The sequence below is a fragment of the Mycobacterium sp. NGS19 genome, from assembly GCF_059813155.1.
This window is the reverse complement of record NZ_JCALEB010000003.1, coordinates 324922-347053: the sequence shown is the minus strand read 5'-3', so window position 1 is coordinate 347053 and position 22132 is coordinate 324922. Positions and strand designations below refer to the sequence as shown.

General features: G+C 66.4%; 24 protein-coding genes. 2 read left to right on the top strand and 22 right to left on the bottom strand.

What is annotated here, in order from left to right; all coding sequences use genetic code 11:
* Positions 1-166 precede the first annotated feature (166 nt).
* The 3 genes from AC5Y4N_RS11485 to AC5Y4N_RS11475 form a co-directional block, all read right to left on the bottom strand.
* Complete coding sequence (locus AC5Y4N_RS11485; RefSeq protein ID WP_499907918.1) at positions 167-358, bottom strand: YbdD/YjiX family protein; 192 nt, start codon at positions 356-358, stop codon at positions 167-169.
* Positions 304-2595 carry a carbon starvation CstA family protein gene (locus tag AC5Y4N_RS11480; RefSeq protein ID WP_499907919.1) on the bottom strand — a complete coding sequence of 764 codons (2292 nt, stop codon included), beginning with the start codon at positions 2593-2595 and terminating at the stop codon, positions 304-306. Before AC5Y4N_RS11480 ends, AC5Y4N_RS11485 begins: the two co-directional genes overlap by 55 nt.
* Positions 2596-2684: 89 nt before the next feature.
* Positions 2685-4214, bottom strand: a complete 1530-nt coding sequence (locus tag AC5Y4N_RS11475; protein ID WP_499907920.1) for an ATP-dependent DNA ligase — start codon at positions 4212-4214, stop codon at positions 2685-2687.
* Between the two features lie 77 nt (positions 4215-4291).
* Here AC5Y4N_RS11475 and AC5Y4N_RS11470 point away from each other — a divergent pair, with 77 nt between their 5' ends.
* Positions 4292-5104 (top strand): hypothetical protein, encoded by an 813-nt coding sequence (locus tag AC5Y4N_RS11470; RefSeq protein WP_499907921.1) that lies wholly within the window; start codon positions 4292-4294, stop codon positions 5102-5104.
* Between the two features lie 7 nt (positions 5105-5111).
* Here AC5Y4N_RS11470 and AC5Y4N_RS11465 read toward each other — a convergent pair whose 3' ends face one another.
* The 19 genes from AC5Y4N_RS11465 to AC5Y4N_RS11375 form a co-directional block, all read right to left on the bottom strand.
* Positions 5112-5309, bottom strand: coding sequence for a hypothetical protein (locus AC5Y4N_RS11465; protein ID WP_499907922.1), 198 nt, complete (start codon positions 5307-5309; stop codon positions 5112-5114).
* 60 nt (positions 5310-5369) lie between these two features.
* Positions 5370-6494, bottom strand: coding sequence for a hydrogenase formation protein HypD (gene hypD, locus AC5Y4N_RS11460; RefSeq protein ID WP_499907923.1), 1125 nt, complete (start codon positions 6492-6494; stop codon positions 5370-5372).
* A 12-nt stretch (positions 6495-6506) separates the two neighbouring features.
* Entirely contained in the window at positions 6507-6779 is a 273-nt protein-coding gene (locus AC5Y4N_RS11455; RefSeq protein WP_499907924.1) for a HypC/HybG/HupF family hydrogenase formation chaperone, read from the bottom strand.
* A gap of 18 nt (positions 6780-6797) precedes the next feature.
* Positions 6798-7880 carry a hydrogenase expression/formation protein HypE gene (hypE, locus tag AC5Y4N_RS11450; RefSeq protein WP_499908074.1) on the bottom strand — a complete coding sequence of 361 codons (1083 nt, stop codon included), beginning with the start codon at positions 7878-7880 and terminating at the stop codon, positions 6798-6800.
* 11 nt (positions 7881-7891) lie between these two features.
* Entirely contained in the window at positions 7892-8557 is a 666-nt protein-coding gene (locus tag AC5Y4N_RS11445) for a D-sedoheptulose-7-phosphate isomerase (protein ID WP_499907925.1), read from the bottom strand.
* Positions 8554-9318 carry a hydrogenase assembly protein HupF gene (locus AC5Y4N_RS11440; protein WP_499907926.1) on the bottom strand — a complete coding sequence of 255 codons (765 nt, stop codon included), beginning with the start codon at positions 9316-9318 and terminating at the stop codon, positions 8554-8556. The genes AC5Y4N_RS11445 and AC5Y4N_RS11440 overlap by 4 nt, the downstream gene beginning before the upstream one ends.
* Positions 9315-10097, bottom strand: a complete 783-nt coding sequence (locus tag AC5Y4N_RS11435) for a DUF6390 family protein (protein ID WP_499907927.1) — start codon at positions 10095-10097, stop codon at positions 9315-9317. Before AC5Y4N_RS11435 ends, AC5Y4N_RS11440 begins: the two co-directional genes overlap by 4 nt.
* Entirely contained in the window at positions 10094-12382 is a 2289-nt protein-coding gene (gene hypF / locus AC5Y4N_RS11430; protein ID WP_499907928.1) for a carbamoyltransferase HypF, read from the bottom strand. Before hypF ends, AC5Y4N_RS11435 begins: the two co-directional genes overlap by 4 nt.
* Positions 12379-12627: a HypC/HybG/HupF family hydrogenase formation chaperone gene (locus tag AC5Y4N_RS11425; protein ID WP_499907929.1), complete on the bottom strand. Its 249-nt coding sequence runs from the start codon at positions 12625-12627 to the stop codon at positions 12379-12381. The genes hypF and AC5Y4N_RS11425 overlap by 4 nt, the downstream gene beginning before the upstream one ends.
* 1 nt (position 12628) lies before the next feature.
* Positions 12629-13117, bottom strand: coding sequence for a hydrogenase maturation protease (locus tag AC5Y4N_RS11420; protein WP_499908075.1), 489 nt, complete (start codon positions 13115-13117; stop codon positions 12629-12631).
* A gap of 12 nt (positions 13118-13129) precedes the next feature.
* The gene (locus tag AC5Y4N_RS11415; RefSeq protein WP_499907930.1) at positions 13130-13249 is read right to left on the bottom strand and encodes a DUF6893 family small protein; all 120 of its coding nucleotides are present in this window, start codon (positions 13247-13249) and stop codon (positions 13130-13132) included.
* Positions 13240-14577 carry a hypothetical protein gene (locus AC5Y4N_RS11410; protein WP_499907931.1) on the bottom strand — a complete coding sequence of 446 codons (1338 nt, stop codon included), beginning with the start codon at positions 14575-14577 and terminating at the stop codon, positions 13240-13242. The genes AC5Y4N_RS11415 and AC5Y4N_RS11410 overlap by 10 nt, the downstream gene beginning before the upstream one ends.
* Entirely contained in the window at positions 14574-15218 is a 645-nt protein-coding gene (locus AC5Y4N_RS11405; protein ID WP_499907932.1) for a DUF6084 family protein, read from the bottom strand. The genes AC5Y4N_RS11410 and AC5Y4N_RS11405 overlap by 4 nt, the downstream gene beginning before the upstream one ends.
* The gene (locus tag AC5Y4N_RS11400) at positions 15215-15847 is read right to left on the bottom strand and encodes a DUF5947 family protein (protein WP_499907933.1); all 633 of its coding nucleotides are present in this window, start codon (positions 15845-15847) and stop codon (positions 15215-15217) included. Before AC5Y4N_RS11400 ends, AC5Y4N_RS11405 begins: the two co-directional genes overlap by 4 nt.
* Complete coding sequence (locus AC5Y4N_RS11395; protein ID WP_499907934.1) at positions 15847-16743, bottom strand: NifU-related iron-sulfur-binding protein; 897 nt, start codon at positions 16741-16743, stop codon at positions 15847-15849. The genes AC5Y4N_RS11400 and AC5Y4N_RS11395 overlap by 1 nt, the downstream gene beginning before the upstream one ends.
* Before the next feature lie 32 nt (positions 16744-16775).
* On the bottom strand, positions 16776-18572 hold the full coding sequence (locus AC5Y4N_RS11390; protein WP_499907935.1) for a nickel-dependent hydrogenase large subunit: 1797 nt from the start codon (positions 18570-18572) through the stop codon (positions 16776-16778).
* 80 nt (positions 18573-18652) lie between these two features.
* Entirely contained in the window at positions 18653-19708 is a 1056-nt protein-coding gene (locus tag AC5Y4N_RS11385; protein WP_499907936.1) for an NADH-quinone oxidoreductase subunit B family protein, read from the bottom strand.
* Between the two features lie 106 nt (positions 19709-19814).
* Positions 19815-20606 carry a hydrogenase nickel incorporation protein HypB gene (hypB, locus tag AC5Y4N_RS11380; protein WP_499907937.1) on the bottom strand — a complete coding sequence of 264 codons (792 nt, stop codon included), beginning with the start codon at positions 20604-20606 and terminating at the stop codon, positions 19815-19817.
* A 1-nt stretch (position 20607) separates the two neighbouring features.
* Positions 20608-20937, bottom strand: a complete 330-nt coding sequence (locus AC5Y4N_RS11375; protein WP_499908076.1) for a hydrogenase maturation nickel metallochaperone HypA/HybF — start codon at positions 20935-20937, stop codon at positions 20608-20610.
* A gap of 103 nt (positions 20938-21040) precedes the next feature.
* On the opposite strand from AC5Y4N_RS11375, the gene AC5Y4N_RS11370 reads away from it, so the two are divergent.
* Positions 21041-22093, top strand: coding sequence for a phosphotransferase family protein (locus tag AC5Y4N_RS11370; RefSeq protein ID WP_499907938.1), 1053 nt, complete (start codon positions 21041-21043; stop codon positions 22091-22093).
* Positions 22094-22132: the final 39 nt, after the last annotated feature.

Genomic DNA, 22132 nt, shown 5'->3' with positions numbered 1-22132 from the left:
ACGCTCAAGACACGAGCCTTTCAGCCAGCCGGATACCAGGGTGCAGCCGACCAGGCGTTTCGGCCGCGCGTTCCCGAAGTCTAGATACTCACCAGAGACACCCACGTCGCCGCCTGAACACGACTTGGTAACCGGCGAGCTGCCGTGCTCGATCCACCGCAGTGGGTCAGCAGCAGCGCGCGGCCGGATCAGCGTCGGCCGCAGCATGCCGCGCCTTCCAATATTCGCGTTCGGTGAGCACCGGTTCGCCGGGGTGCCTGCGACGACGGTGCTGTACGTAGCGGGCGTAGTGCGTATCGCCCATCAACGTGCCGACGTACCAGCGGACTTGGCGGGCGAATTGGCCAGCTCGTCCCATTGCCGTTGCACCTCCCGTTCTGCTGCGGTGGGAATCAGGCCCGACGGGGCGAAGAGCCGTGACGCCACCGGCGCATCCTCGGTCAGCGGCGTTCCCCCTCCGCGAAGCACCCGCACGATCATGACCACACCGGTGACGAAGACGACGACGACGAGCACCGCGAACACGACCGACAGCGTGCCCTGGATGTACGTGTTGCGAATGATTGCGTGCATCTGGTGGGCGTTCTTGGCCGTCGAGCACAACTTCCCGGCGTCCAAGGCATGCTGGCAGCGTGTATGCAGCTCCCAGTAGCCGACGGCGGGATCAGCAGAGAAGATCTTCTGCCACGATGCGGTCAGTGTCACCGCCAGATCCCATAGCAGCGGAATTGCCGGTATCCACAGCCATTTCAGATAGCCCTTTTTGACTACGACCACCGACACCAGCGTCAGCGCGATCGCGGCCAGCAGCTGGTTGGCGATGCCGAACAGCGGAAACAGCGTGTTGATACCCCCCAGGGGATCGGTGACGCCCATCAAGAGCACACTGCCCCACAATGCGACCACGACCACGCTGCACATCCAGGCACCCGGACGCCAGCTCGGATTGCGGAAGTTGCGCAGCGGGCCGCCCAGGTTGCCGAGCGCATCGGAAAGCATGAATCGCGCCACCCGGGTGCCGGCGTCGACCGTGGTGAGGATGAACAACGCCTCGAACATGATCGCGAAGTGATACCAAAACGCTTGCAGCGCAGGGCCGCCGAATGCCCGATGCAGCACGTCCGACATGCCGATGGCCAGTGTCGGCGCGCCACCGGTGCGAGAGACGATCGACGCCTCGCCCACCGCAGCGGCCGACTGCTTGATCTGTGCGGCAGTGATCGGCTCGCCGCCCAGCGGCAGCATGTTGACGTACGCCGCCGCGGACTCGGCCGTCGCGCCGGTCTTACCTTCAGGGGCGTTGAGCACGAAGTACAAATGCTGATTCAAGATCGCTGCGGTCACCAAAGCCATGACGCCGACGAACGATTCGGTGAGCATGCCGCCGTAGCCGATCAGCCGCATCTGGCCTTGCTTCTCGAGCATCTTCGGTGTGGTGCCCGAGGAGATCAGTGCGTGAAAACCCGACAACGCACCGCAGGCGATGGTGATGAACAGAAACGGAAACAGCGAGCCGGCGAACACCGGTCCGGTGCCGCTGTGCGCGAACGCGGAGACCGCCGGCGCCTGGATCACCGGCCGGGCGATCAGAATCCCCACCGCCAGCAGCGCGATGGTGCCCACCTTCATGAATGTCGACAGGTAGTCGCGCGGAGCCAACAGCAACCACACCGGCAGCACCGACGCCGCGAAGCCGTAGATGATGATGCACCAGCTCAACGTGACCTTCGACAGGCCGAACCAGTCTGCGCCCCAACGGGTTTCGGCTACCCAGTTGCCGGCGATCACCGCGACCAACAGCAGAACCACGCCGATCAACGTGACCTCGGAGACCCGGCCGGGACGCAGGAACCGCAGATAGAGGCCCATGAAGATCGCGATCGGGATCGTCATCGCAATCGAGAACACGCCCCACGGGCTCTGGGCGAGCGCGTTGACCACCACCAGCGCCAGCACTGCCAGCAAAATGATCATGATCGCGATCACCGCCAAGATCGCGGCCGTCCCGCCGATGGCGCCCACCTCGTCGCGGATCATCTGACCCAGTGACCGGCCGCGGCGCCGGGTGGACACCCACAGCACCAGATAGTCCTGGACGCAGCCGGCGAACACTGCGCCCACGATGATCCAGATCGTGCCGGGAAGGTAGCCCATCTGCATCGCCAGCACGGGCCCGACCAGCGGCCCCGCACCGGCGATCGCCGCGAAGTGGTGGCCGAACAGCACCCGCCGGTCGGTGGGCATGTAGTCGGTGGCGTTTTCGAACACCTCGGCCGGGGTGGCCTGTTCGTCGCGGGGACGGACGATCCGCATCTCGACCAGCCGGGCGTAGAACCGGAATGCGACGACATAGGTGCAAATGGCGGCGATCACGAACCAGACGGCGTTGACCGCCTCACCTCGGACGAACGCGATGATCGCCCACGCCACGGCGCCGAGCAGCGCGATGACGCCGAAGACGATCTTGTGGCGGGTAGTGATCGGGGAGCGGTCGACGACCGCTACGGGCGGCAGCTGCGGATCGGTGCGAATGTAGGTGACGTCGCCGTCGGTTTCCTCGGTGAGCTCCAGAGAAGTGGCGGTCGGTGAGGCCATGCGCTGATCTTGGCACGCCTCTCACGCCGAAACGGTATTCCGCGTGGACCCTTCTCGAACTTTCCCGCGCTGGTTACCGCGTCGCGGGGTCAGCGGTCGGCGAACTGCCGCAAGGTGTCGATGGTGTCGGCTTCGGCGGGGCTCTTGTCGTCGCGGTAGCGCAGCACACGCGCGAACCGCAGGGCCACCCCGCCGGGGTAGCGGCTGGAGATCTGCACACCGTCGAACGCGATCTCGACGACCTGCTCGGGCCGAAGTCTGACCACGTAGCCGTCGGTCGGGCCGTCGGCAAGCTCGAGGAACCGCTGGGTCTGCCAGTCCAGCATGGCGTCCGTCATGCCCTTGAACGTCTTGCCCAGCATCACGAAACCGCCGGTCGCCGGGTCCCGGGCACCGAGGTGGATGTTGGAGAGCTTGCCGGTGCGTCGCCCGGAGCCCCACTCGACGGCAAGCACCACCAAGTCGAGTGTGTGCACCGGCTTGACCTTGAGCCAGCCCGCGCCACGCCGCCCCGCCTCGTACGGCGCCGTCGGCGACTTCGCCATCACGCCTTCGTGGCCCGCGGCCAGCATCGCGTCCAGAAACCGGGCCGCCTCGTCGGCATCTGCGGTGATCAGCCGGTCGACGCGTTGTGCCGCAGGCACGACCGCGTCGAGAGCGGCCAGCCGGTCGACGGCCGCAAGGTCCAGCAGGTCGTCGCCGTCGCAGTGCAACACGTCGAAGAAGAACACCGAAAGTCGTTGCGCCCCTGCGGCTTCGGCGCGCCCGAACCGTGAAGCGGTGACCTGGAACCGGTGCGGCCGGCCGTCGGACCGCAACGCGATGGCCTCGCCGTCGGCGATCAACGACCGCACCGGCAGCGCGAGCGCGGCGTCGACGACTTCCGGCAGCCGAGCGGTGACGTCGTCGAGGCTGCGGGTGTACAGGGCGACGGAGTCGCCGTCGCGGTGGATCTGCAACCGGGCGCCATCCAACTTGGCCTCGAAAATCGCTGTGCCGCCGAGCTTTTCGAGAGCGTCGCCGACGCCGGTGGCCGTCTGCGCGAGCATCGGCCCGACCGGGCGGCCGACCCGCAGCGTGAACTGGCCGAGAGCCGCTGCTCCACCGGTCAACGCCGCGGCCGCCACCGCCGGCAAGTCACCGGCGAGCATCGCCGCCCGCCGCACCTGTGTGGTGGCAACGCCGCCGGCCCGCGCGACCGCGTCGGCCATCACCCCGGCCAGTGCGCCCTGCCGCAGCTCTCCCTGCAAGAGGCGGCGCAGGAAGGTCTGCTCGGCGGAGGTTGCTGCCGAGAAGAGCTGTCCGACGAGTGCGGCCCGCTGTTTTTGTGACCCGGTGCCTGAGAGCGCACCGATCGCGGTGAACGCCGCGTCCACCTCGGCGACGGTGAGGGTCGGCTCGTCGGCCGGCGGCGGAAGCGAGCGCAGGGCCGCCCACCCGACGCCGATATGTCGTTGCGGGAGTTCACCTGACAGCCACGACACCACCACGGCGACCTGGCGCGCGTTGCCGTCGGCCGCTGCGGTGGCCAACAACTCGGCGAGGCGTGCGATCTTCGCCAGCCGCGACGACTGTGCACCGACGTCGGCCGATGCGGTCGCGACGTCGGCGAGCAGCATGCGGTCTAGCCTCTCATCCGCCGTCCCCGTTGCGATCCTGGACGACGTGCGCGGTGGGCATAGGGGATGCTGGTCGGGTGCCGCGATTCAACCCGCTGCCCGACTGGGATCCGTTCCGTTCCCGCGAGCGGTTGGCGACGCTCTGGTCTTCAGCTGCGGTGCCCACCATCTCGACTGGTGCGGCGATCGCCTACCGCACGTTGTTTCAGACCCTGCGCAGGCTGGTGGTCGGCCGTGATCTCACTGTGCGTGTCGACGGCGACGACCTCACGCTGACCGTCACCGAATTCGACTTCCGGCTCGAGGCGCGCGGCCTGGCGGTCGGCCAGATCGGCGACGTGCTGGTGGTCGCCGAAGACGTGGCTTGGCGGGAGTACCGGTTCGACCAGGCAATGGCCGTGCTGGGCAACGTCCACTTCCGGCCGGGCGCGACGTCGGAGATCGTGGCGGCACCCGTGGAGCTGGCCCTGAAACTGCCCGCCGAAGTGCTCGAGGAGCTTGTCGCGCAGGCGACCCCGCAGTTCACCGCCCAGGTCGGCGACGACGGGGTGGTGCGGCTGTGCTGGACCCGCCGGCCCGGTTGGGGTCACCTCGAAGTGGACATCCGCATCGTCGGCACCGCGCTGTGGCTGCAGCCGCAGGCATTGGTGGTCGGCGGGCGTCGGATGGGCTTGCCCGGGCGGCTGCCCATCTATCCCGTCGAACTGCCCGATCTGCCCAACGGGCTGCTGATCACCAAAGTCGACGTGCGACCTGGCTTCGTGCTGCTGTACGGCTTGCTTCCGGAATGGCAGATCGACCTGCCGCTGAGCCGCCTCGAGGACATCGTCAGCCAATTGAGTTCACGCACCGGAATCGTCAACCTCGCGCGCTCCGCGCGGCTGATGTGACCGCAGATCAATCCTCGCTGCTGCTGCGGTTTTCCAGGAAGCGCAACAGCCGTGGATCCGTCGACCTGATGCGGTCCACCTCCTCACCGCCGTCGCATTGGAACAATCCCACCGTGACCTCACCTCTGCGGTGCTCGATCACCCGCCACACCGCACCGGCGTCCGCCCAGCGCTGCAGCACAGCCACCGGATCCTCGTGCACCATGCGGGCAGCATCGTCGCGCCCGTGACCGCGCGCAAGCGCTGGGTCATGGCGCGGTCGCGCTCAGCGCTGGCCCAGCAGTTGAGCCGTCTCGCGGTGCAGCCGACCGAAGTTGTAGTACGCCGCGCAGGCGCCCTCCGGTGACACCATGCACGTGCCGATCGGCGTCTCCGGGGTACACGCGGTGCCGAACACCTTGCATTCCCACGGCTTGATCACGCCCTTGAGCACCTCCCCGCACTGGCATGCCTTCGGATCGGCGACCCGCACACCCGGCATGTCGAAAGCCAGCTCGGCGTCGAAATCGGCATAGTCGCGGTGGACCTTGAGCGCGCTCTGCGAAATGAATCCCAGTCCGCGCCATTCGAAGTGAGGCCGCAGCTCGAATGTCTGGGCCATCAGCTTCAACGCCTGGGTGTTGCCCTCCGGCCGCACCACGCGGGTGTACTGGTTCTCGACCTCGCACCGCCCGTCGCGAATCTGGCGCAGCAGCATGTGCACCGACGCCAGAATGTCCAGCGGCTCAAAACCGGCCACCACCATGGGTTTCCCGTACACGTCCGGCACGAACCGGTACGGCCGCAACCCCACCACCGTCGAGACATGGCCCGGACCCAAGAAACCGGACAGCCGCAGATCAGGCGACTCCAGGATCGCCTTGATCGGCGGCACGATCGTGACATGGTTGCAGAACACCGAGAAGTTCCGGACATCGAGCGACCGGGCCCGCACCAGGGTCACAGCTGTAGACGGGGCCGTGGTTTCGAATCCGACGGCGAAGAACACGACGTGGCGGTCGGGATTGTCCAGCGCCACCTTCAACGCGTCGAGCGGGGAGTACACGAACCGCACATCCGCGCCGCGCGCCTTCGCCTCGATCAGGTTGCCTCTGGAGCCCGGGACGCGCATCATGTCGCCGAATGTGGTGAAGATGATTCCGGGTTGCTCGGCAAGCCACATCGCGTCGTCCACCCGGCCCATCGGGATCACACACACCGGGCAACCCGGACCATGCACCAGCTCAACCGATTCCGGCAGCAGATGCTCGATCCCGTGACGGTAGATGGTGTGCGTGTGGCCGCCGCACACCTCCATGAACTTGAAGTGGTCGCCACCGGCGAGCTCGGTGATCGACTTGACCAGGGCGCGAGCTGCTGCCGGATCGCGGAACTCGTCGACGAATCTCATTGCCCAGCTCCCTCAAGCGATTTCGGATGAATTGAAGGCTTGGATCTCGTTGTCGTAGTCGGCGCCCATGTGCTTGAGCTGATTCAGCGTGATCTCGGCTTCGCGTTCGTCGATCTTGGCCATCGCGAACCCCACGTGCACCAGCACCCAGTCACCGACCTGCAGGTTGTCGTCGGTGAGCAGCCGCACACTGATATTGCGCCGCACGCCGTTGACGTCCACCTTCGCCAGCGACTGTTCGGCGTCGACGATGTCGACCACCTGACCGGGTATCCCCAGACACATCGTGAAAACTCCTCAATCTCAACAGATTCGCGGCAACGGATCACCGACGAGCATGTCGACGATTCGGCTGCCGCCCAACGACGTTCGCAGCGCCACGATGCCGTGAGGTTCGGCCACGATCTCGCCGACCACCGCCGCATCGGCGCCCTGCGGGTGGGAACGCAGCGCGGTGATCGCCACGTCCGCCTCCTCGGCAGGCACGACAGCGACGAACTTGCCCTCGTTGGCCACATACAGCGGGTCGATACCGAGCATGTCGCAAGCACCGAGGACTTGCGGCTGCACCGGAAGGCTCGCCTCGTCGAGGATCAGCGCGAACGGCGAGTCCTTGACAAGCTCGTTGCAGACGGTGCCGACGCCGCCGCGGGTGGCGTCGCGCATCCACCGGGTGCGCGGGGCCGCCTCGAGCAGAAGCTCCACCAGCTCGTGCACCGGTGCGGTGTCGGACGCGATGTCGGCGTCGATGGCCAGGTCACCGCGAGCGAGCATCACCGCCATGCCGTGTTCGCCGATGGTGCCCGACAACACCACCTTGTCGCCGGGCCGCACACGCTCGCGTCCCAGGTGCCGGCCGTCCGGGATCAGGCCGACGCCGGCGGTGCAGATGTAGAGCCCATCGGCAGCGCCCTTACCCACCACCTTGGTGTCGCCAGTGACGATGTGGACACCGGATCGGGCCGCCGATTCGCTCATGTCCGCGACAATCTCGCGTAGCTCGCTGATGGGAAAGCCTTCCTCGATCACGAAGGCCGCCGACAGCCATTGCGGCCGGGCACCCGTCACGGCCAGATCGTTGATGGTGCCGTGCACGGCGACATGTCCGATGGAACCGCCCGGAAAGCGCCGTGGCGCAACGACATACGAGTCGGTAGAGAAGGCCAGCCGCTCGCCGGACGCAGTGCGCAGCAGCGCGGCGTCGCCGAGTTGCTCGAGTTCGGCGTTGCGGAACGCCTCGACGAACACTGCGTCGACGAGTGCGGCCGACGACTTGCCACCCGCGCCATGCGCGAGTGTCACCACGTCGTCGAGCAGGCGCGGACGGCGCTGCCGGAACTTGTCGATGCGTTCCAGCACCCGGTCTTCGCGCTCGGCGGCGCTCATCGCGTTGGTGGTCACGGGTGAACTCCGTTGCGGGGCTGAGCCATTCGGTCCTGTGCCACCGACCAGAGCCGATACCCGAGCATCGCATGGCTTTCCTGGATGCGATGGATGCTCTGCGAATGCACCGTGAAACAGAAGTCGAGGTCGTCGGCTACGGCCATCCGGCCGCCGTCGTGGCCGGAGAACCCGATCGTCAACAGTCCACGCTGGTCGGCCTCCGTGATCGCCGTCATCAGATCCTCGGAGTTGCCGGACGTCGACAACGCGATCGCCACGTCTTTATCGCGGGCATGGGCGATGATCTGGCGCTTGAAGATCAGCTCGAATCCGACGTCGTTGCCGAGTGCGGTCACCACGGCCTCGTCGGCGGCCAATGACCACGCGGCGACCGGGCGGCCCCGCGCGGGACGGCTGAACAGTGACGCCAGCGTCGCCGCATCGGTGGAGCTGCCGCCGTTGCCGAATGTGTAGAGCCGTCCGCCGCGACGGAAGCGTTCGGCCATCTGCGCTCCGGCGGCCGCCAGCGCGTCGCCATACTCGTCGAGCGATTCCCGTTGCAGCCGAGCACTTTCCGCGGCCTTACCGCGTGCCGAGTCAGCGAGGTCGTCGAGCAGGCTCTTGGCGTCGGTCTCCTCCGACTCGATGAATGGGTAGAGAAATCCGGTGCTTTCGGTCATCTGGTCACCTCGCGGCCTGTTGTCTGATCTTCGCTCGAGCGCTCATCGCCAAGACGGGCGATTGCGGCTCCTGCGTGCACCAACACGAGGTCATTGGTGGCGACGTCACCGAGGATCGTGACGTCCACCCACTCCTCGCCGGAGGCCGTGCGCACCAGCGCCTGACCGGTGTCGTCTGTTGGTGCCAGAAGAATTTCGGCGATCCGGCCCTCGTCGCCGCATGTCACGCAGACTTCGTCGGTGCGGGCGGTTTTCAGCAGGCCCGGATGCTCGAAGCAGACGTGGGTGAGCTCCCACAACAAGTGATACAGCAGCACAAACGTTCCGGTCGCCGGGACCATCGGGTCGTCGGAGTCGATCCACAGGATGTGGTTGGCCGCCCCGGCGGGTGGTCGCGGTCCGGACCCGATCCACAGCGTCAAAACGCCCCACGCCTGCGCGCGCCGCATGGCGTCGAGGACGGCGGGCTGATCGGCCGCCGCAATCGCGATCAACAGATCGCCGGGCTGGCTGGCCACCCGCGCCTGCGCCACCGGATCGGGGTCGACGAGGGCGACCGACGGCAATGCCCGCTTACCCATGATCACCGGGTGGACGAACTCGACGGCGACGTGATGGGCGTGCGGCTCCCACTCAGGCGAGATCACCCACAGGGTGGCGCCGTCGTGGAATCGGCGGGCCAGATCCAATGCCGCAGCGGCCAAGTCGGCGGAGAGTTCGGCGTCGACGTACGAGCCGCCCAGTTGCGCAGTGGTTGTCATCGTGGGCCTCTCGGGTGCGCGGGCCTGCGCTGCCCACCAGTCTGCTCTTGTTTCGCTGCGACCGGCAGGCGTTCGGCGCGGGCATTGTTGACCAGATCCAGGGTGGCTTGGGTGGCGGCCGCGAGCGCGGCGGCTTCGTCGTCGCTCAGGGCTGCGCACATCCAGTTCCAGTGCGCCGACACGACGTCGCCAGGCGCGGGCATCGGCGCCAGCCGCAGGTCGCCCTTCTTCCACCGCACGTCTTCGGTGCGGGCTTCGCCGAGAGACAGCCGGCCCGCAGTGAGCTGCAGTGGCTGCGACGCGATCGTCACATGGTCATCGGACACCGACTGGACCGTGCCCCAGCGGATCCGGCAGTCCTGCAGGACTGTCAGCGCGGTATCTGGGCCGCGATCCAGGAAGCGCACCCACGGGTAGACGACGAAGACGTGAAAACTGTGGTGCGCCAGCACCTCAGCGCACGGCTGGATCGAGTCGAGCAGACCGGTCACCTGCCCCTGGAATGCCGTTCTGAGACGGCGGAGCAGATCGCCGGGGTCCACCTTGTCCAACGCACGGCCGCCCGTCCAGTAGCTTCGAACGACGTCTTCATGCAGTGCCTCGGTGCCGCCGACGGCGTCGGCGATCGCGGTCAGGTAGGGCCAGGCGCCGTCGAATTCGCGCGCATGTACAGCGAGTTCGCCCACATCGCCGGTCCCGGCGGGCCCGCAATAGCCGAGCTCGTTCGGCGGATAGGCGTACTGGCCGAACAATTCCTGCCCTCGAGTCACCGTGCTCATGCCGAATTCCCCACCAAGAGCTGGCCCAACGCAAGCCCACCGTCGTTCGGCGGCACCCGCCGGTGGCTGATCACCCGAAAACCTCTGTGTCGCAAGCACTGCAGCGTCGAGTGCAGCAGCAGCGCATTCTGGAACACCCCACCCGACAGGGCGATCGTTTGCGACGCCTCGGCATGCCGAGCCGCCAATTCGACGATCAGGTGGGCGACCGCGTGGTGGAACCGGGCACCGATCACGGCTGCGCTCACACCAGCGCGCCAGTCGCCGACCGCCGCTGCCAGCACGGGAGCGGGGTCGATCAGATCGACCGGGGCGCGGCGCTCGATGCCGAACGTGTACACCGTTGCGCCACATGCGGCGCCGCGCGCAAGTCCTTCCAGCTCGATGGCTGCTTGCGCCTCATAGGCGACCACCTGGCGCACCCCGGTCAGCGCCGACACCGCATCGAAGAGCCGCCCCATGCTCGACGTCGGCACGCAGCCCCGGCCGGTGGCGAACTGGTGTGCCAACACCTTTCGTTCCTCGGGTGGACACGCCGCGACCGGCGGCAGGTCGGGATCCCAGTCGATGCCGGCCGCCCACAGGTGGGCCAGTGCCATCCGGTACGGGCGCAGCACGCTGGTGTCGCCGCCGGCCAGCGGTACATATTTCAGGTGCGCCAAGCGCTCGTATCCCTTGTAGTTCGCGAGCATGAGCTCGCCGCCCCACACCGCTTCGTCGCAGCCGTAACCCGTGCCGTCGAACGCGAACCCGAGCACCTGCTCGGAACCGTCGCACCCGTGCTCGGCCATCACGGCTGCGATGTGGGCGTGATGGTGTTGCACGGTGCGCACCGGCCGCCCGTCGGCGTTACAGTGCGCCCAGCCCGTCGACCGGTACAGCGGATGTGCGTCAGCCACCAGCAGTTGCGGCTGCACGCCGGTGAGCGCGCGCAGGTGCTGCTGCGCGTCGTCGAACGCCGACAGGGTGGCCAGGTCGTCCATGTCGCCGATGTGCTGACTCAGCCAGGCGTAGCGACCGTCGGCCACAGCCATCGTGTTCTTCAAGTCCGAGCCGACCGCCAGTGTCGGAGGTACGGGCAGCGGCAACGCGACCGGCAGAGGGGCGTAACCGCGTGAGCGCCGGATCGGCAGCTCCGATCCGTCGACCACCCGGACCACCGAGTCGTCACACGGAACCAGGATTGCGCGGTCGTGCATCAGCCAACCGTCGGCGAGGTGCGCCAACCGGGTCAGCGCATCGTCGTCGTGATAGCAAATCGGCTCTCCGCCAAGGTTTCCCGACGTCATCACCAGCACATCGGGGCCCTGCTGGTCGCCGTCCAGCCCGAACAGCAGGGCGTGCAGCGGCGTATAGGCCACCATCACGCCGAGGTCGGGGTTGCGCGGTGCGACGGATTCGGCTACCCGCGCCGAAGCCAAGCGAGGGAGCAGCACGATCGGCCGCTGCGGCCCGGTGAGCATGCGCTGAGCCGTTTCGTCGACCAGGGCGATGCGCCTCGCACTGGCCAGGTCGGCCACCATCACGGCAAACGGCTTGTCGCCGCGGCGCTTCCGGCGTCGCAATTCCGTCACCGCGGTCTGGTCGCGGGCATCACAGGCGAGGTGGTAACCGCCGACCCCTTTCACGGCGAGCACGCCGCCGTCACGCAACAGCATGCGCGCCGCGCTGAGTGCGTCGTCGCGGTACAGCATGTCTCGTCCCGGCTTCACGTAGCGCAGGGTGGGGCCACACTTCGGGCAACACACCGGTTGGGCATGGAAGCGGCGGTCGGCTGGATCGGCGTATTCGCGGGCGCAGTCGACGCACATGTCGAACGCCGACATCGTCGTGGTAGCGCGGTCGTAGGGGAGCCCGCCGATGATCGTGAACCGCGGCCCGCAGTTGGTGCAGTTGACGAACGGATGCCGGTACCGGCGGTTGGTCGGGTCACGTAATTCTGCCGCGCAGTCCGCACACATCGCGACGTCGGGGGAGACCAGCGTGCGGCCACTGTTCGACCGGGAGGTGTCGGCAATCGCGAAGCCGGTGCCGCCAACAGGCGAAACCTCCTCCATCTCAATGGATTCGATGAGCGCCAACGGTGGCGGCGAGTCGCGCAGCCGGGACAAGAACTGCTCGAGACCGGCGGTGTCGCCTTCCACTTCGATCAGCGCGCCAGAGCTGTCGTTGCGCACGCACCCGGACAGGCCGAACGCTGCCGCAGTGGTGTAGACGAATGGCCGGAAGCCCACGCCTTGCACCACCCCGCGCACGCTGACCCGCAGTCGGCGCCGGTCGGTCACGGCGCTGCCTCCGGATCGCGGCCCATCAGCTTCAGGCGTGTCATCGCGGCGTCAGCTCCTGCGCGGTCGGTCTTTTCGACGGCGAAGCCCATGTGGATGATCACCCAGTCGCCCGGCTCGAATGTCTCCTCGGGCAGCATGCCGATGTTGACCTTGCGTTGCTCCCCGGCGACGTCGACGAGCGCGAGCTGGCCGCCGTATCCCTCCAGCAGACCGACCACCTGACCCGGAATTCCCAGGCACATCTCAATCGCCTCCCGCGCAGACCCGCGCCGCCATCGCCGAGACCACCTGCAGCACGTCGTCGACGGCGCCGTTCACGGCCCTGCGCACCGAATCGGACAACCCGATGCCTTCGTCGACGGTCTCGACCTCGCAGCCCACCACCACGGTGTAGGGCGGCTTGCCGCCCAGTGCGGCCACGCTTGCGAACACCGCGCCGGGGTGCATGCTGTGGGCGTCCAGAACTGGTGCGCTGCAAGCAGATTCATGGTCCACCTCGAAGAGGTGTACGGTGCCCGGTGAACCTTGGTTGGGCACTGCGTCGACGAGGACCAGGCCGTCCCAGTCCTCGAGCAGGTCGTAGGCCAGGTGCATGCCGCCGATGCCGTAGTCGATTACCCGCGCGCCGGTGGCGGCGATGCGTTCCCGCCCGCGCCGCACCACCTCGGGGCCGAACCCGTCGTCGCCGAGGAAGATGTTGCCGATGCCTGCTACCAGAATCCGGGACGTGATGTCACTCCCGTCCTACATCCGGCGAATCTTCATGTAGCGCCGCGCATCCGGTATGGACGTCACGCCGACCACGACGCCCGCGACGATCACGGCGGCGACGACGCCGATCGCCACCCAACCCACTACATCCATTTCGAACTCCTTTCGAGCGGCTCGACTTCATCCGGGGCGAAGTACAGGTAGCGGCCGTACCACTCGTGCAAATCGGCAGCCGGGTCGTCGTCGACCACGACCGCGACGTGCTGGTTGCCGTCCACGTCCTCGTGGACCGAGGTGACGCGTGCGGTCTTTCCGCTGAAGAAGATGTCCTGAGCGTCGGCGCGCCGTGACGGGTGCAGACGCACCCGAGAGCCGGCGGCCACCCGGACCCCGTCGACCAACACCGCGTCGATCTTCGGCTGAACCGCGGTGTCGGCCACCGGATCCCACCAGTCCACGCCGTCGGGAATCTCGGGGATCAGGGGCGGCCGGCCATCCGCGGCGTGCGGATCACGCAGAACGCCATGCAGATTGAGCATCGCTTCTGGCGACATCGAGTCACATCGGTCGATGATCTGGGCGGCAAGCGGATCGGTCGCCCGGGCCTGCGCCTTCTCCTCGTCGGTCATGGTCATCACGCGCAACGTGAGGATTTCGTCGATCTCGGTGGAGTCGTAGAGCGCGCCTTCGCTCTGCTCGGCGATCTGCGGGTGGTCGTACAGGATGATCGGCGAAACCAGCGTCAGATCATTTGCGCCGGGCGGACCGGCGAGCACCGGGAAGCAGCGGTGCTGATGACATCGCGTCGCGGCCTCGGCAGCGGTCGACGGCGGGTCGAGCAGCGACACGAAGGCGCCGTTGGTCACCTCTGCTACGAGGTGCGTGCCGATGAACGAGGCGGCGATGGCCTCGTCTTTGTCGGCCGGCTCAGCACCGGTGTTACGCACGACCAGGCTGACCCGAATGAGTCCGTCGTCCCGGTCGGCAGCCAGTGCGAGTTCACCGGCAAGCTTTCTGCGGCTACGGACCAGGCGGCCACCGTCGATGCGTTCGACGTCGGTGCCGCCGGCTACGGCTATCGGAATCCGTTGCTTTTCTTCGAGATTCGCGACAGTGAACGGTCCGAACTCCAGCTCCCGTTCCACCGCCTCGTCCCACGTGAGCCACGTCCGGCCGCCAGCGGTCAGCTGGTCGACGGGCTCGAAACCACCGGCAGGACTGTTCTGCTGCGCGGTGCGCCGCTGCAACTGGAGGAACCGGACCACCACCGTCAACTCGGCGGTGTCACCGTCGACGAGCACCTGGGCCGACATCGTGTCGTTCTCGCCGATGCCTTTCTGTTCGGCGCCAGGCGGTCCCAGCACGCCGAATTGCCAGCGTGACTGGTTCTTAGATGAGCCGGCCCGGTACGGGTACAACAGATAACCCTCGTAGAGCACCGCGTCGGCGACGGCGCGAACGTGGTCCCAGCCGCCGCTCATCGCAGCTCCTTCTGACACGCCGCGTCCAGAAGCGCACTGACGGCGTCGTCGTAGCCCAGCAGACCCCGTTCGGTCTTGTACGCGGACAACGCCGCCAGCGTGGCGCGGTTCAGGCGCAGCCATCCGGTGTTCGGGTAGTGCTGGTCCATCAGCGTGCGCCACGCCGCCACCGGCAAGTCGTATCGGTCCTCTTTGTCCCACGGCACCTGCCGCACCGCGAAGCCGCGCGCGCCCTGGGTGAACACTGTTCCGCTGAACAGGAACTGGAGCGCAATGGTGCCGTCACGCAACGCATGCATGTACTTCGCCGCGGCGACCTCGAAGTCGTAGGTGCATTGCAGCGGCAGGTCGACCTGGGTGGTGCCGGTGAAGCCCGGCACCATCACGGCGCAGTGCAGCCACACGAACGTTCGCTGGGTGGAGCTCCACCGCTCCCGCGGCCCGAACAAATCCAGCAGCCCGGCCGCTTCTTCGTCGGAGTACCGGCGCCGCAACGGGTCGATCCGCACCTGGCAGCGCAGCGCGATCGCATGCACGGGGTCGTCGCCGACTGCGGTAACCGCGACGCGCGCCGCCAGCACCGGTGTCACCGCGTACGGCTGCGGCGACACGTCGACAACGCGGAACGTCAGGTCTGTCACCGCGATACCACCTTGCTTCGGGCGGCGAGTTCGTCGAAGAACCCGGTGATGTAATCGCGGACTTCTCGGCCGCCGTCGAACCCGTGCCACAGCATCCGCATCCGGCCGACGAACTCGTAGCAGACGTCGATCGGCACCAGATAGCAATCCGGCGAACAGGTTTCGTCGCTGGGCACCCGAACGATCAGCGCCTCGGTGTCGTCGGCGAGCATGTCCACGCGCGGGTCCGCGTCGCGAATGGCGCTCCAGGCGCCCAGGTCCAACTCTGATTCCGTCGCACCGGCCGGTCCGGGATAGAACGCGACGACACGGCCGAGCGCCGAGTTGCGGAAGAAGAATGCCAGACCGACCGGGATCTGCAACGCATCCCACTGCCGGCGATCGATGCCGAAATCGCCGAAGCTCAGAACTCGGTCCGGAATCGCCCGGTAACGCAGGTCGGCGTTGGTGTCGGTGAACAGCAGATAGCATCCGCGGCACACGCACATCAGTTGCCGGCCTTCGACGTTGACGACGTGCTGGTGTTCGTCGGCGATCGGATCGGCGCACATCTCGCACCGCTCGCCGGCCGGTTGGGTCGACCCGCGGCTTGCCCGGATACGGGCCAGCACGTCGTACGCGCCGTCCATCACGAGCCGCCCTGCAAAGCCATCGACAGCACACCATCGCGTTGCAGCAACGGAATCGGCTCGAGGTGCGCATCAGCGTGGCCGTTCCCGTCGACACAGCGCCCGGCGTGAACCACGTCGAAGTGAGCGTGACAGCGCGGACATCGCAGCACCGGTGCCGTCGAACCCATCACCCGGTGCAGCGCCGCGCCGGCCAGCGATTCGCCACAGCATCCGCAGCGGTCGCGGTAGGCGAACAGGGTGTCGTCGACGCGGCACGCCAGCACCACTGCGCCGTCGACCCGGAAGCCGCCCACCTCACCCGGGGCCAGCGTGGCGACGTCGGGCACCCGATGCCAGACGGGTTTGGTGTGGACACGGCTCATCAGAGAGTCGGCGGGAATCGGCTGCGGCGGTTTGGGTTCGGCCGCGACGACTTCGATCGACTCGATCTCGGGAGCGGCAGCGCGAATCGCCTCCTCGACCGCCAGCTCCAGGGTCACCGAGGAGGACGGACAGGTGCGGCAGCTGCCGGTGAACTGCAGCCGCACGACCTGACCCGTGACCTCGATCAGATCCACGTCGCCACCGTGACTGCCCAGATACGGCCTCACGCTGTCGAGGGCATCAGCCACCCGCCGCTGGACCGGATGCGGGTGAAGGTTGTGCACCAGAAGCAGGCTGGCAATCAGTGGGTCCGCTGCGAAGGCTTCTGCCAGTTCGGGATTCGCGGACACGACGAGCCGCATCACCCTTTCCAGACCGGCGCCGTAGAGATCGGTGACCTCACGGACCAGTTGCTCGGCACGCTGCTGCGCCACCGGGCCCGCGGCTGCGCTGGCCTCGAGCAAATTCTGAATCCGATCGCCGGCCGTGCGCCAGTGCGCCTCTGGCTCAAACCCTTCCGGCTCGGTCACACTTGCTCCTCGCGCCGGCGATCGGCCATACGTCACTCCCCGGTCACGGACTGGGTCGGAGAGTGCAGTCTCTCGAGCGTCTTGCCCTTGCCCAGATACATGTGCACACCGCAGGGCAGGCACGGATCGAAGCTGCGGACCGTGCGCATGATGTCGATGCCCTTGAAATGCTCCCTGTCGTTCTCCTCGAAGATCGGCTGGCCTTGCACGGCATCCTCGTACGGCCCCGGGGTGCCGTAGCTGTCGCGTGGGTTCGCGTTCCATGGGGTGGGCGGATATGGGTGGTAGTTGGCGATCTTGCCGTCGCGAATCACCATGTGGTGGCTCAGCACACCGCGAACCGCCTCGGTAAAGCCGCACCCGATGCCCTCGTCGGGCACGTCGAACTTCTCCCAGGTCTTGGTGCGCCCGGCACGGATCTCCACCAACGCCTTCTCGGCGAAGTGCAGGGCGGCCGCCGCAGCATAGGCCTGGAAGTAGGTGCGGGCCCGGTTGCGTTCGATGGTGTTGCTGCCGTGCTGCGGCACCTTCCACTCCAGCTCGACCGGGCCTTTCAGCGCCGTCTTGGGAAGGTTGATCTTCACGCTGTGGCCGGTCGACTTGATGTAGCCGATGTCGACCAGCCCGGCCAGTGCCGTCGACCACAAGCGGGCCAGCGGCCCGCCGCCGGTGTCGAGGGCGAGATGATCTTTACCGTCGAACCAGCGCGGCGCCATCACCCAGCTGTAGTTGCCGTCGAAGTCGCGCTTCTGCGGCTTGGGATTGGTGTGTTGGTTCCATGGGTGGCGCCGGTCCACCGGATTGCCCAGCGGATCGGTCTTGACGAACATCTCCTGGTCGGTCCAGTCGTCATAGTAGCTGTGCCCCAACAGGATTCGAATGCCGAGGTTGATGTCGACCAGCGAGGTGGTGACGAGCTTGCCGTCCACCACCACGCCCGGCGTGACGAACATCTTGCGGCCCCAGTTCTCCATGTCCTTGTAGGAGAAGTTGCAGTGCTCGGGATCCTGGAACGACCCCCAGCAGCCGAGCAGGGTTCGACGCAGGCCGACCTTCTCGTACCCCGGCAGCGCCTCGTAGAAGAAGTCGAACAGGTCGTCGTGCATCGGCACCACGCTTTTCATGAACTCCACGTAGCGCATCAGCCGCGTCATGTAGTCGGTCATCAACTGGATGGTGGCGGTGGTGCCGACACCACCCGGGTACAACGTCGACGGGTGAACGTGGCGACCTTCCATGAGGCAGAACATCTCTCGTGTCCACCTGCTGACTTGCAGTGCCTGCCGGTAGAACTCGCCGGTGAACGGGTTCAGCGCGCGCATGATGTCGGCGATGGTCTTGTAGCCGTGCATGTCTGCGTGTGGTGCCGCAGTGTTCTCGGCCTTGGCCAGTACACCGGGATTGGTCTCCGCGACCATCTTCTCGCAGTAGTCCACGCCGACCAGATTCTCCTGGAAGATGTTGTGGTCGAACATGTATTCCGCGGCCTCGCCGAGGTTGACCAGCCACTCGGCCAGGTGGGGCGGCTGGACGCCGTACGCCATCTGCTGCGTGTAGCAGGAGCAGGTGCAGTGGTTGTCACCGCAAATCCCGCAGATGCGGCTGGTGATGAAGTGCGCGTCGCGCGGGTCCTTGCCCTTCATGAACAGCGAGTAGCCGCGGAAGATCGACGATGTCGAATGGCATTCCACCACTTCTTTGTTCTCGAAGTCGATCTTGGTGTAGATGCCCAGGCTGCCCACGATCCGGGTGATCGGATCCCACGCCATCTCGACCAGCTGGCCGGGTTCACGCTTCGCCTGTGTCGGTTCGGGGGTGATCGTTGTCATCGGACTTCTCTCTCGTTGATGCGTGTGGCGCTGCTAGAAGACGCGAAAGCCGCTGGCAGAGCGCAGAACACAACGCGCACCTACCAGGTGCGGGTTGCTCCCGTTTCCAGCTTGGTTCCCGGATGCCGCCACTTCGGCTCTTTGTCGACAGTGCGGCCGGTGATGTGACGCAGGCTGCGGATCACCGAGCCGTACATCGTCGACGCGGTGGACGACAACTTGCCGCCCGGGGGTTCGTCCATGAACGGCATGAACTTGTCCGGGAAGCCCGGCATGGTGCAGCCGATGCAGATGCCGCCGACGTTCGGGCAACCGCCGATACCGTTGATCCAGCCACGCTTGGGCACGTTGCACTTCACCACCGGACCCCAACATCCCAGCTTCACAATGCATTTCGGGGATCCGTACTCGGTCGCGAAATCGCCCTGCTCGTAATATCCGGCCCGATCGCACCCCTCGTGGACGCTCTGGCCGAACAACCACTTCGGCCGCAGCGCGTCGTCGAGCGGAATCATCGGCGCCTGACCTGTGGCCATGTACAGCAGGTATGTCAATGTCTCGGAGAGGTTGTCGGGATGGATGGGGCAACCCGGGACACAGACGATCGGGATGCCCGCTTTGCTCTTCCAGTCCCACCCCAGGTAGTCGGGGACTCCCATCGCGCCGGTGGGGTTACCGGCCATCGCATGGATGCCTCCGTAGGTCGCGCAGGTGCCGACGGCGACCACTGCGGTGGCCTTCGGCGCCAGCCGATCGAGCCATTCGCTGGTGGTCATCGGTTGACCGGTGGCCGGATTGTTACCGAATCCGCACCAGTAGCCCTCGTCGTGCAGCTGCTCGTTCGGAATGGACCCTTCGACGACGAGCACGAACGGTTCCAAATCGCCGCGGTCGGCTTTGAAGAACCATTCGAGGAAGTCGTCGGCGCCCCCGTTCGGCCCGCATTCGAAATCGATCAGGGGCCAATGGACGGCGACCTTTGGTAGCCCCGGAAGTGCGCCGAGAGCAATTTCTTCGACACTGGGTTGGGTGGCGGCAGTCAACGCCACGGAATCGCCGTCACAACTCAGACCGGCATTGATCCACAAGACATGGATCAAGGTCTCTTCTGCTTGGACTGCTGCCTCAGTTGGCATTTAGCAGCTCTTTCCGGGACGACCCGTGTCCCTGCACCACAGGAGTCGACCATCGGCCCACTTGCGTGGCGCTAGTTTCTGGGTCTACTCCCGGAGCAAAGACTTGTCAACGTCCAGTTTCGCAATAGTTGTTTGCGTGAGCGTCAATCCACGCGTACCACGCAGAGGCGCCGTCACCCGTCGTGGCCGACACCGGGATGATGTCGACATTCGGGTTGATCGACCGCGCATACGATGCGCAGACATCAAGATCGAAATCGACATAGGGGAGTAAGTCGGTCTTGTTGATCAGGACGAGTTCGGCGGCAGAGAACATATGGGGATACTTCAGCGGTTTGTCGGCGCCTTCTGTCACCGAAATGACGACGACTTTGGTTTGCTCGCCCAGGTCGAACAGGGCCGGGCAGACCAGATTGCCGACGTTCTCGATGAACACCACCGAGTTGGGCTCTGGTGCCAGGCTTTCCAGCGCACGGCGGGTCATCTCGGCGTCGAGGTGACACCCGGCGCCGGTGTTGACCTGAACCACGCGGCAGCCGGTGGCGCGGATGCGTTCGGCGTCCAGCAACGTCTCCTGGTCACCCTCGATGACGGCGACCGGTCGCCGGCCCTGCAGCTCGCGAATAGTGCGCTCCAGCAGAGTGGTCTTGCCGGCGCCGGGGGAACTGGTGAGGTTGAAGGCGGCAATGTTGCGCTGCGCCAACCATTTTCGGTTCCGCTCCGCGAGCTCGTCGTTCTTGGCTAGGACTTTCTGTTCCAGCGAGATGGTGTGCGTCGCCGGCCCATGCTCGTGGGGGTGATCGTGGTGATGGTCATGGCTGTGCGGGTGGTGGTGGCCGGTCTCGCCGGCGACGGTGATGACTGCACCGTCGTCGCCGCATCCACAGGTAGCGCACATGTCAGCTCACTTCCATCGAGAGAATCCGCAGTTCGCGTCCGGCAAGCACTTCGACGTCGGCGCTGCCGCATCCGCACAGCAAGATCAGGTCGTCGACGCCGAACTCGGCGCCGCAGGCGCGGCACCGCGCCAACGCGGGCTGCAGATCGAGATCCAGGCGCGCTCCTTCGGCAACGGTGCCTTCAGTGGCCAAGCCGAAACAGAACTGCATGGAGTCGGGAACCACGGCGCACAGCGCGCCGACTTGCACCCGGACGCTGTGCACGCGCCGGCCTCCGGCGTGTTCGCAGACGGTGTCGACCACGCTCTCAGTGATGGCCATCTCGTGCATCGCCCGCTCCGTCGCCCCGATGATCCTCACGATAGGACCGTGCTGCGCCTGTGCACAATGGCGCTTCCCGCCGCGCGGCCCCGAGCGTGCTTACGATCGTGCGATGGCGGAATCGCTTACCGACGAGGACCTCGCGGTGCTGCGGAACTGGATACGGGAGCACGGCATCGGGTCAGAGGTCACCGACGTGACACCGCTTGCCGGGGGCACTCAGAACATTGTGGTGGGACTGCGCGTCGACGGACGCCGGATGGTGTTGCGCCGCCCGCCGGCACATCCGCGGCCGACCAGTAACAAGACCATGCAGCGCGAGATCGCGGTGCTCCGCACGCTCGCGGGCACTGGCGTACCGCATCCCGAATTCGTCTGTGGCTGTGAAGATCTGGACGTTCTGGGGGTGGTGTTCTACCTCATGGCCTACGTCGACGGGTTCAACCCCGGCACTGAGGTGGCCCCGACCTACGTCGACAAGCCGAAGTTTCGCCACGACGTCGGCCTGCATTACGCGGCGGGTCTGGCCACCCTCGGCCAGGTGCCATGGGAAGGCAGCCCGCTGGCCGAGCTCAAACGACCGGGATCCTTTGTGGCACGCCAAGTTCCGCAATTTCGCGGCTTCGTCGAGGCCTACCGTCAGCAGCCCAACTACCCGCACGATGCGCTGCCTGGTGTCGATCGGCTCGCGGATTGGCTGGAGGACAACCAGCCACCGGATTCCGCTCCGGGCGTCATGCATGGCGATGCTCACCTCAACAACGTGTTGTTGCGTCGCGACCGGCCAGAGGTGGCGGCGTTCGTCGACTGGGAGATGTGCACGGTCGGCGATCCGCTGTTGGACCTCGGCTGGATGCTGGTGTGCTGGCCCAGCGATGCCGACCCACTGGGCAGTGGTAAGGCGTTGGCTGCGCTCGGCGGTTTGGCCAGCCGTCGCGAGCTGCTCGAGGCCTACCACGTGGCCGGCGGCCGTCGCACCGATTACCTGCCCTGGTATCTGGCGCTGGCGTGCTTCAAGCTCGGCACGGTGATCGAAGGGACCTGGGTGCGCTATCTCCAAGGGCAGGCCACTCGCGAGGCCGGCGAGTACCTGCACGCCGCCGCCATTCACCTTGTGACCCTGGGCAATCAGATCGCGTCGGGCCGAGATCTTCTCGCTTCGTAGGTCTGCTGACGAGGGCGTCAGAGAGCTACGGTGATGAAC

Coding starts and splice junctions, on each gene's coding strand:
- AC5Y4N_RS11400 (WP_499907933.1), bottom strand. CDS start 15,847: ATGGACGGCGCGTACGACGTGCTGGCCCGTATCCGGGCAAGCCGCGGG.
- AC5Y4N_RS11480 (WP_499907919.1), bottom strand. CDS start 2,595: ATGGCCTCACCGACCGCCACTTCTCTGGAGCTCACCGAGGAAACCGAC.
- AC5Y4N_RS11445 (WP_499907925.1), bottom strand. CDS start 8,557: ATGACCGAAAGCACCGGATTTCTCTACCCATTCATCGAGTCGGAGGAG.
- AC5Y4N_RS11435 (WP_499907927.1), bottom strand. CDS start 10,097: ATGAGCACGGTGACTCGAGGGCAGGAATTGTTCGGCCAGTACGCCTAT.
- AC5Y4N_RS11440 (WP_499907926.1), bottom strand. CDS start 9,318: ATGACAACCACTGCGCAACTGGGCGGCTCGTACGTCGACGCCGAACTC.
- AC5Y4N_RS11455 (WP_499907924.1), bottom strand. CDS start 6,779: ATGTGTCTGGGGATACCCGGTCAGGTGGTCGACATCGTCGACGCCGAA.
- hypB (WP_499907937.1), bottom strand. CDS start 20,606: ATGTGCGCTACCTGTGGATGCGGCGACGACGGTGCAGTCATCACCGTC.
- AC5Y4N_RS11485 (WP_499907918.1), bottom strand. CDS start 358: ATGGGACGAGCTGGCCAATTCGCCCGCCAAGTCCGCTGGTACGTCGGC.
- AC5Y4N_RS11425 (WP_499907929.1), bottom strand. CDS start 12,627: ATGTGCCTGGGAATTCCGGGTCAGGTGGTCGGTCTGCTGGAGGGATAC.
- AC5Y4N_RS11465 (WP_499907922.1), bottom strand. CDS start 5,309: ATGGTGCACGAGGATCCGGTGGCTGTGCTGCAGCGCTGGGCGGACGCC.
- AC5Y4N_RS11390 (WP_499907935.1), bottom strand. CDS start 18,572: ATGACAACGATCACCCCCGAACCGACACAGGCGAAGCGTGAACCCGGC.
- AC5Y4N_RS11410 (WP_499907931.1), bottom strand. CDS start 14,577: ATGAGCGGCGGCTGGGACCACGTTCGCGCCGTCGCCGACGCGGTGCTC.
- hypE (WP_499908074.1), bottom strand. CDS start 7,880: ATGAGCGCCGCCGAGCGCGAAGACCGGGTGCTGGAACGCATCGACAAG.
- AC5Y4N_RS11475 (WP_499907920.1), bottom strand. CDS start 4,214: ATGCTGCTCGCCGACGTCGCGACCGCATCGGCCGACGTCGGTGCACAG.
- AC5Y4N_RS11375 (WP_499908076.1), bottom strand. CDS start 20,937: ATGCACGAGATGGCCATCACTGAGAGCGTGGTCGACACCGTCTGCGAA.
- AC5Y4N_RS11370 (WP_499907938.1), top strand. CDS start 21,041: ATGGCGGAATCGCTTACCGACGAGGACCTCGCGGTGCTGCGGAACTGG.
- AC5Y4N_RS11385 (WP_499907936.1), bottom strand. CDS start 19,708: ATGCCAACTGAGGCAGCAGTCCAAGCAGAAGAGACCTTGATCCATGTC.
- hypD (WP_499907923.1), bottom strand. CDS start 6,494: ATGAGATTCGTCGACGAGTTCCGCGATCCGGCAGCAGCTCGCGCCCTG.
- AC5Y4N_RS11415 (WP_499907930.1), bottom strand. CDS start 13,249: ATGGATGTAGTGGGTTGGGTGGCGATCGGCGTCGTCGCCGCCGTGATC.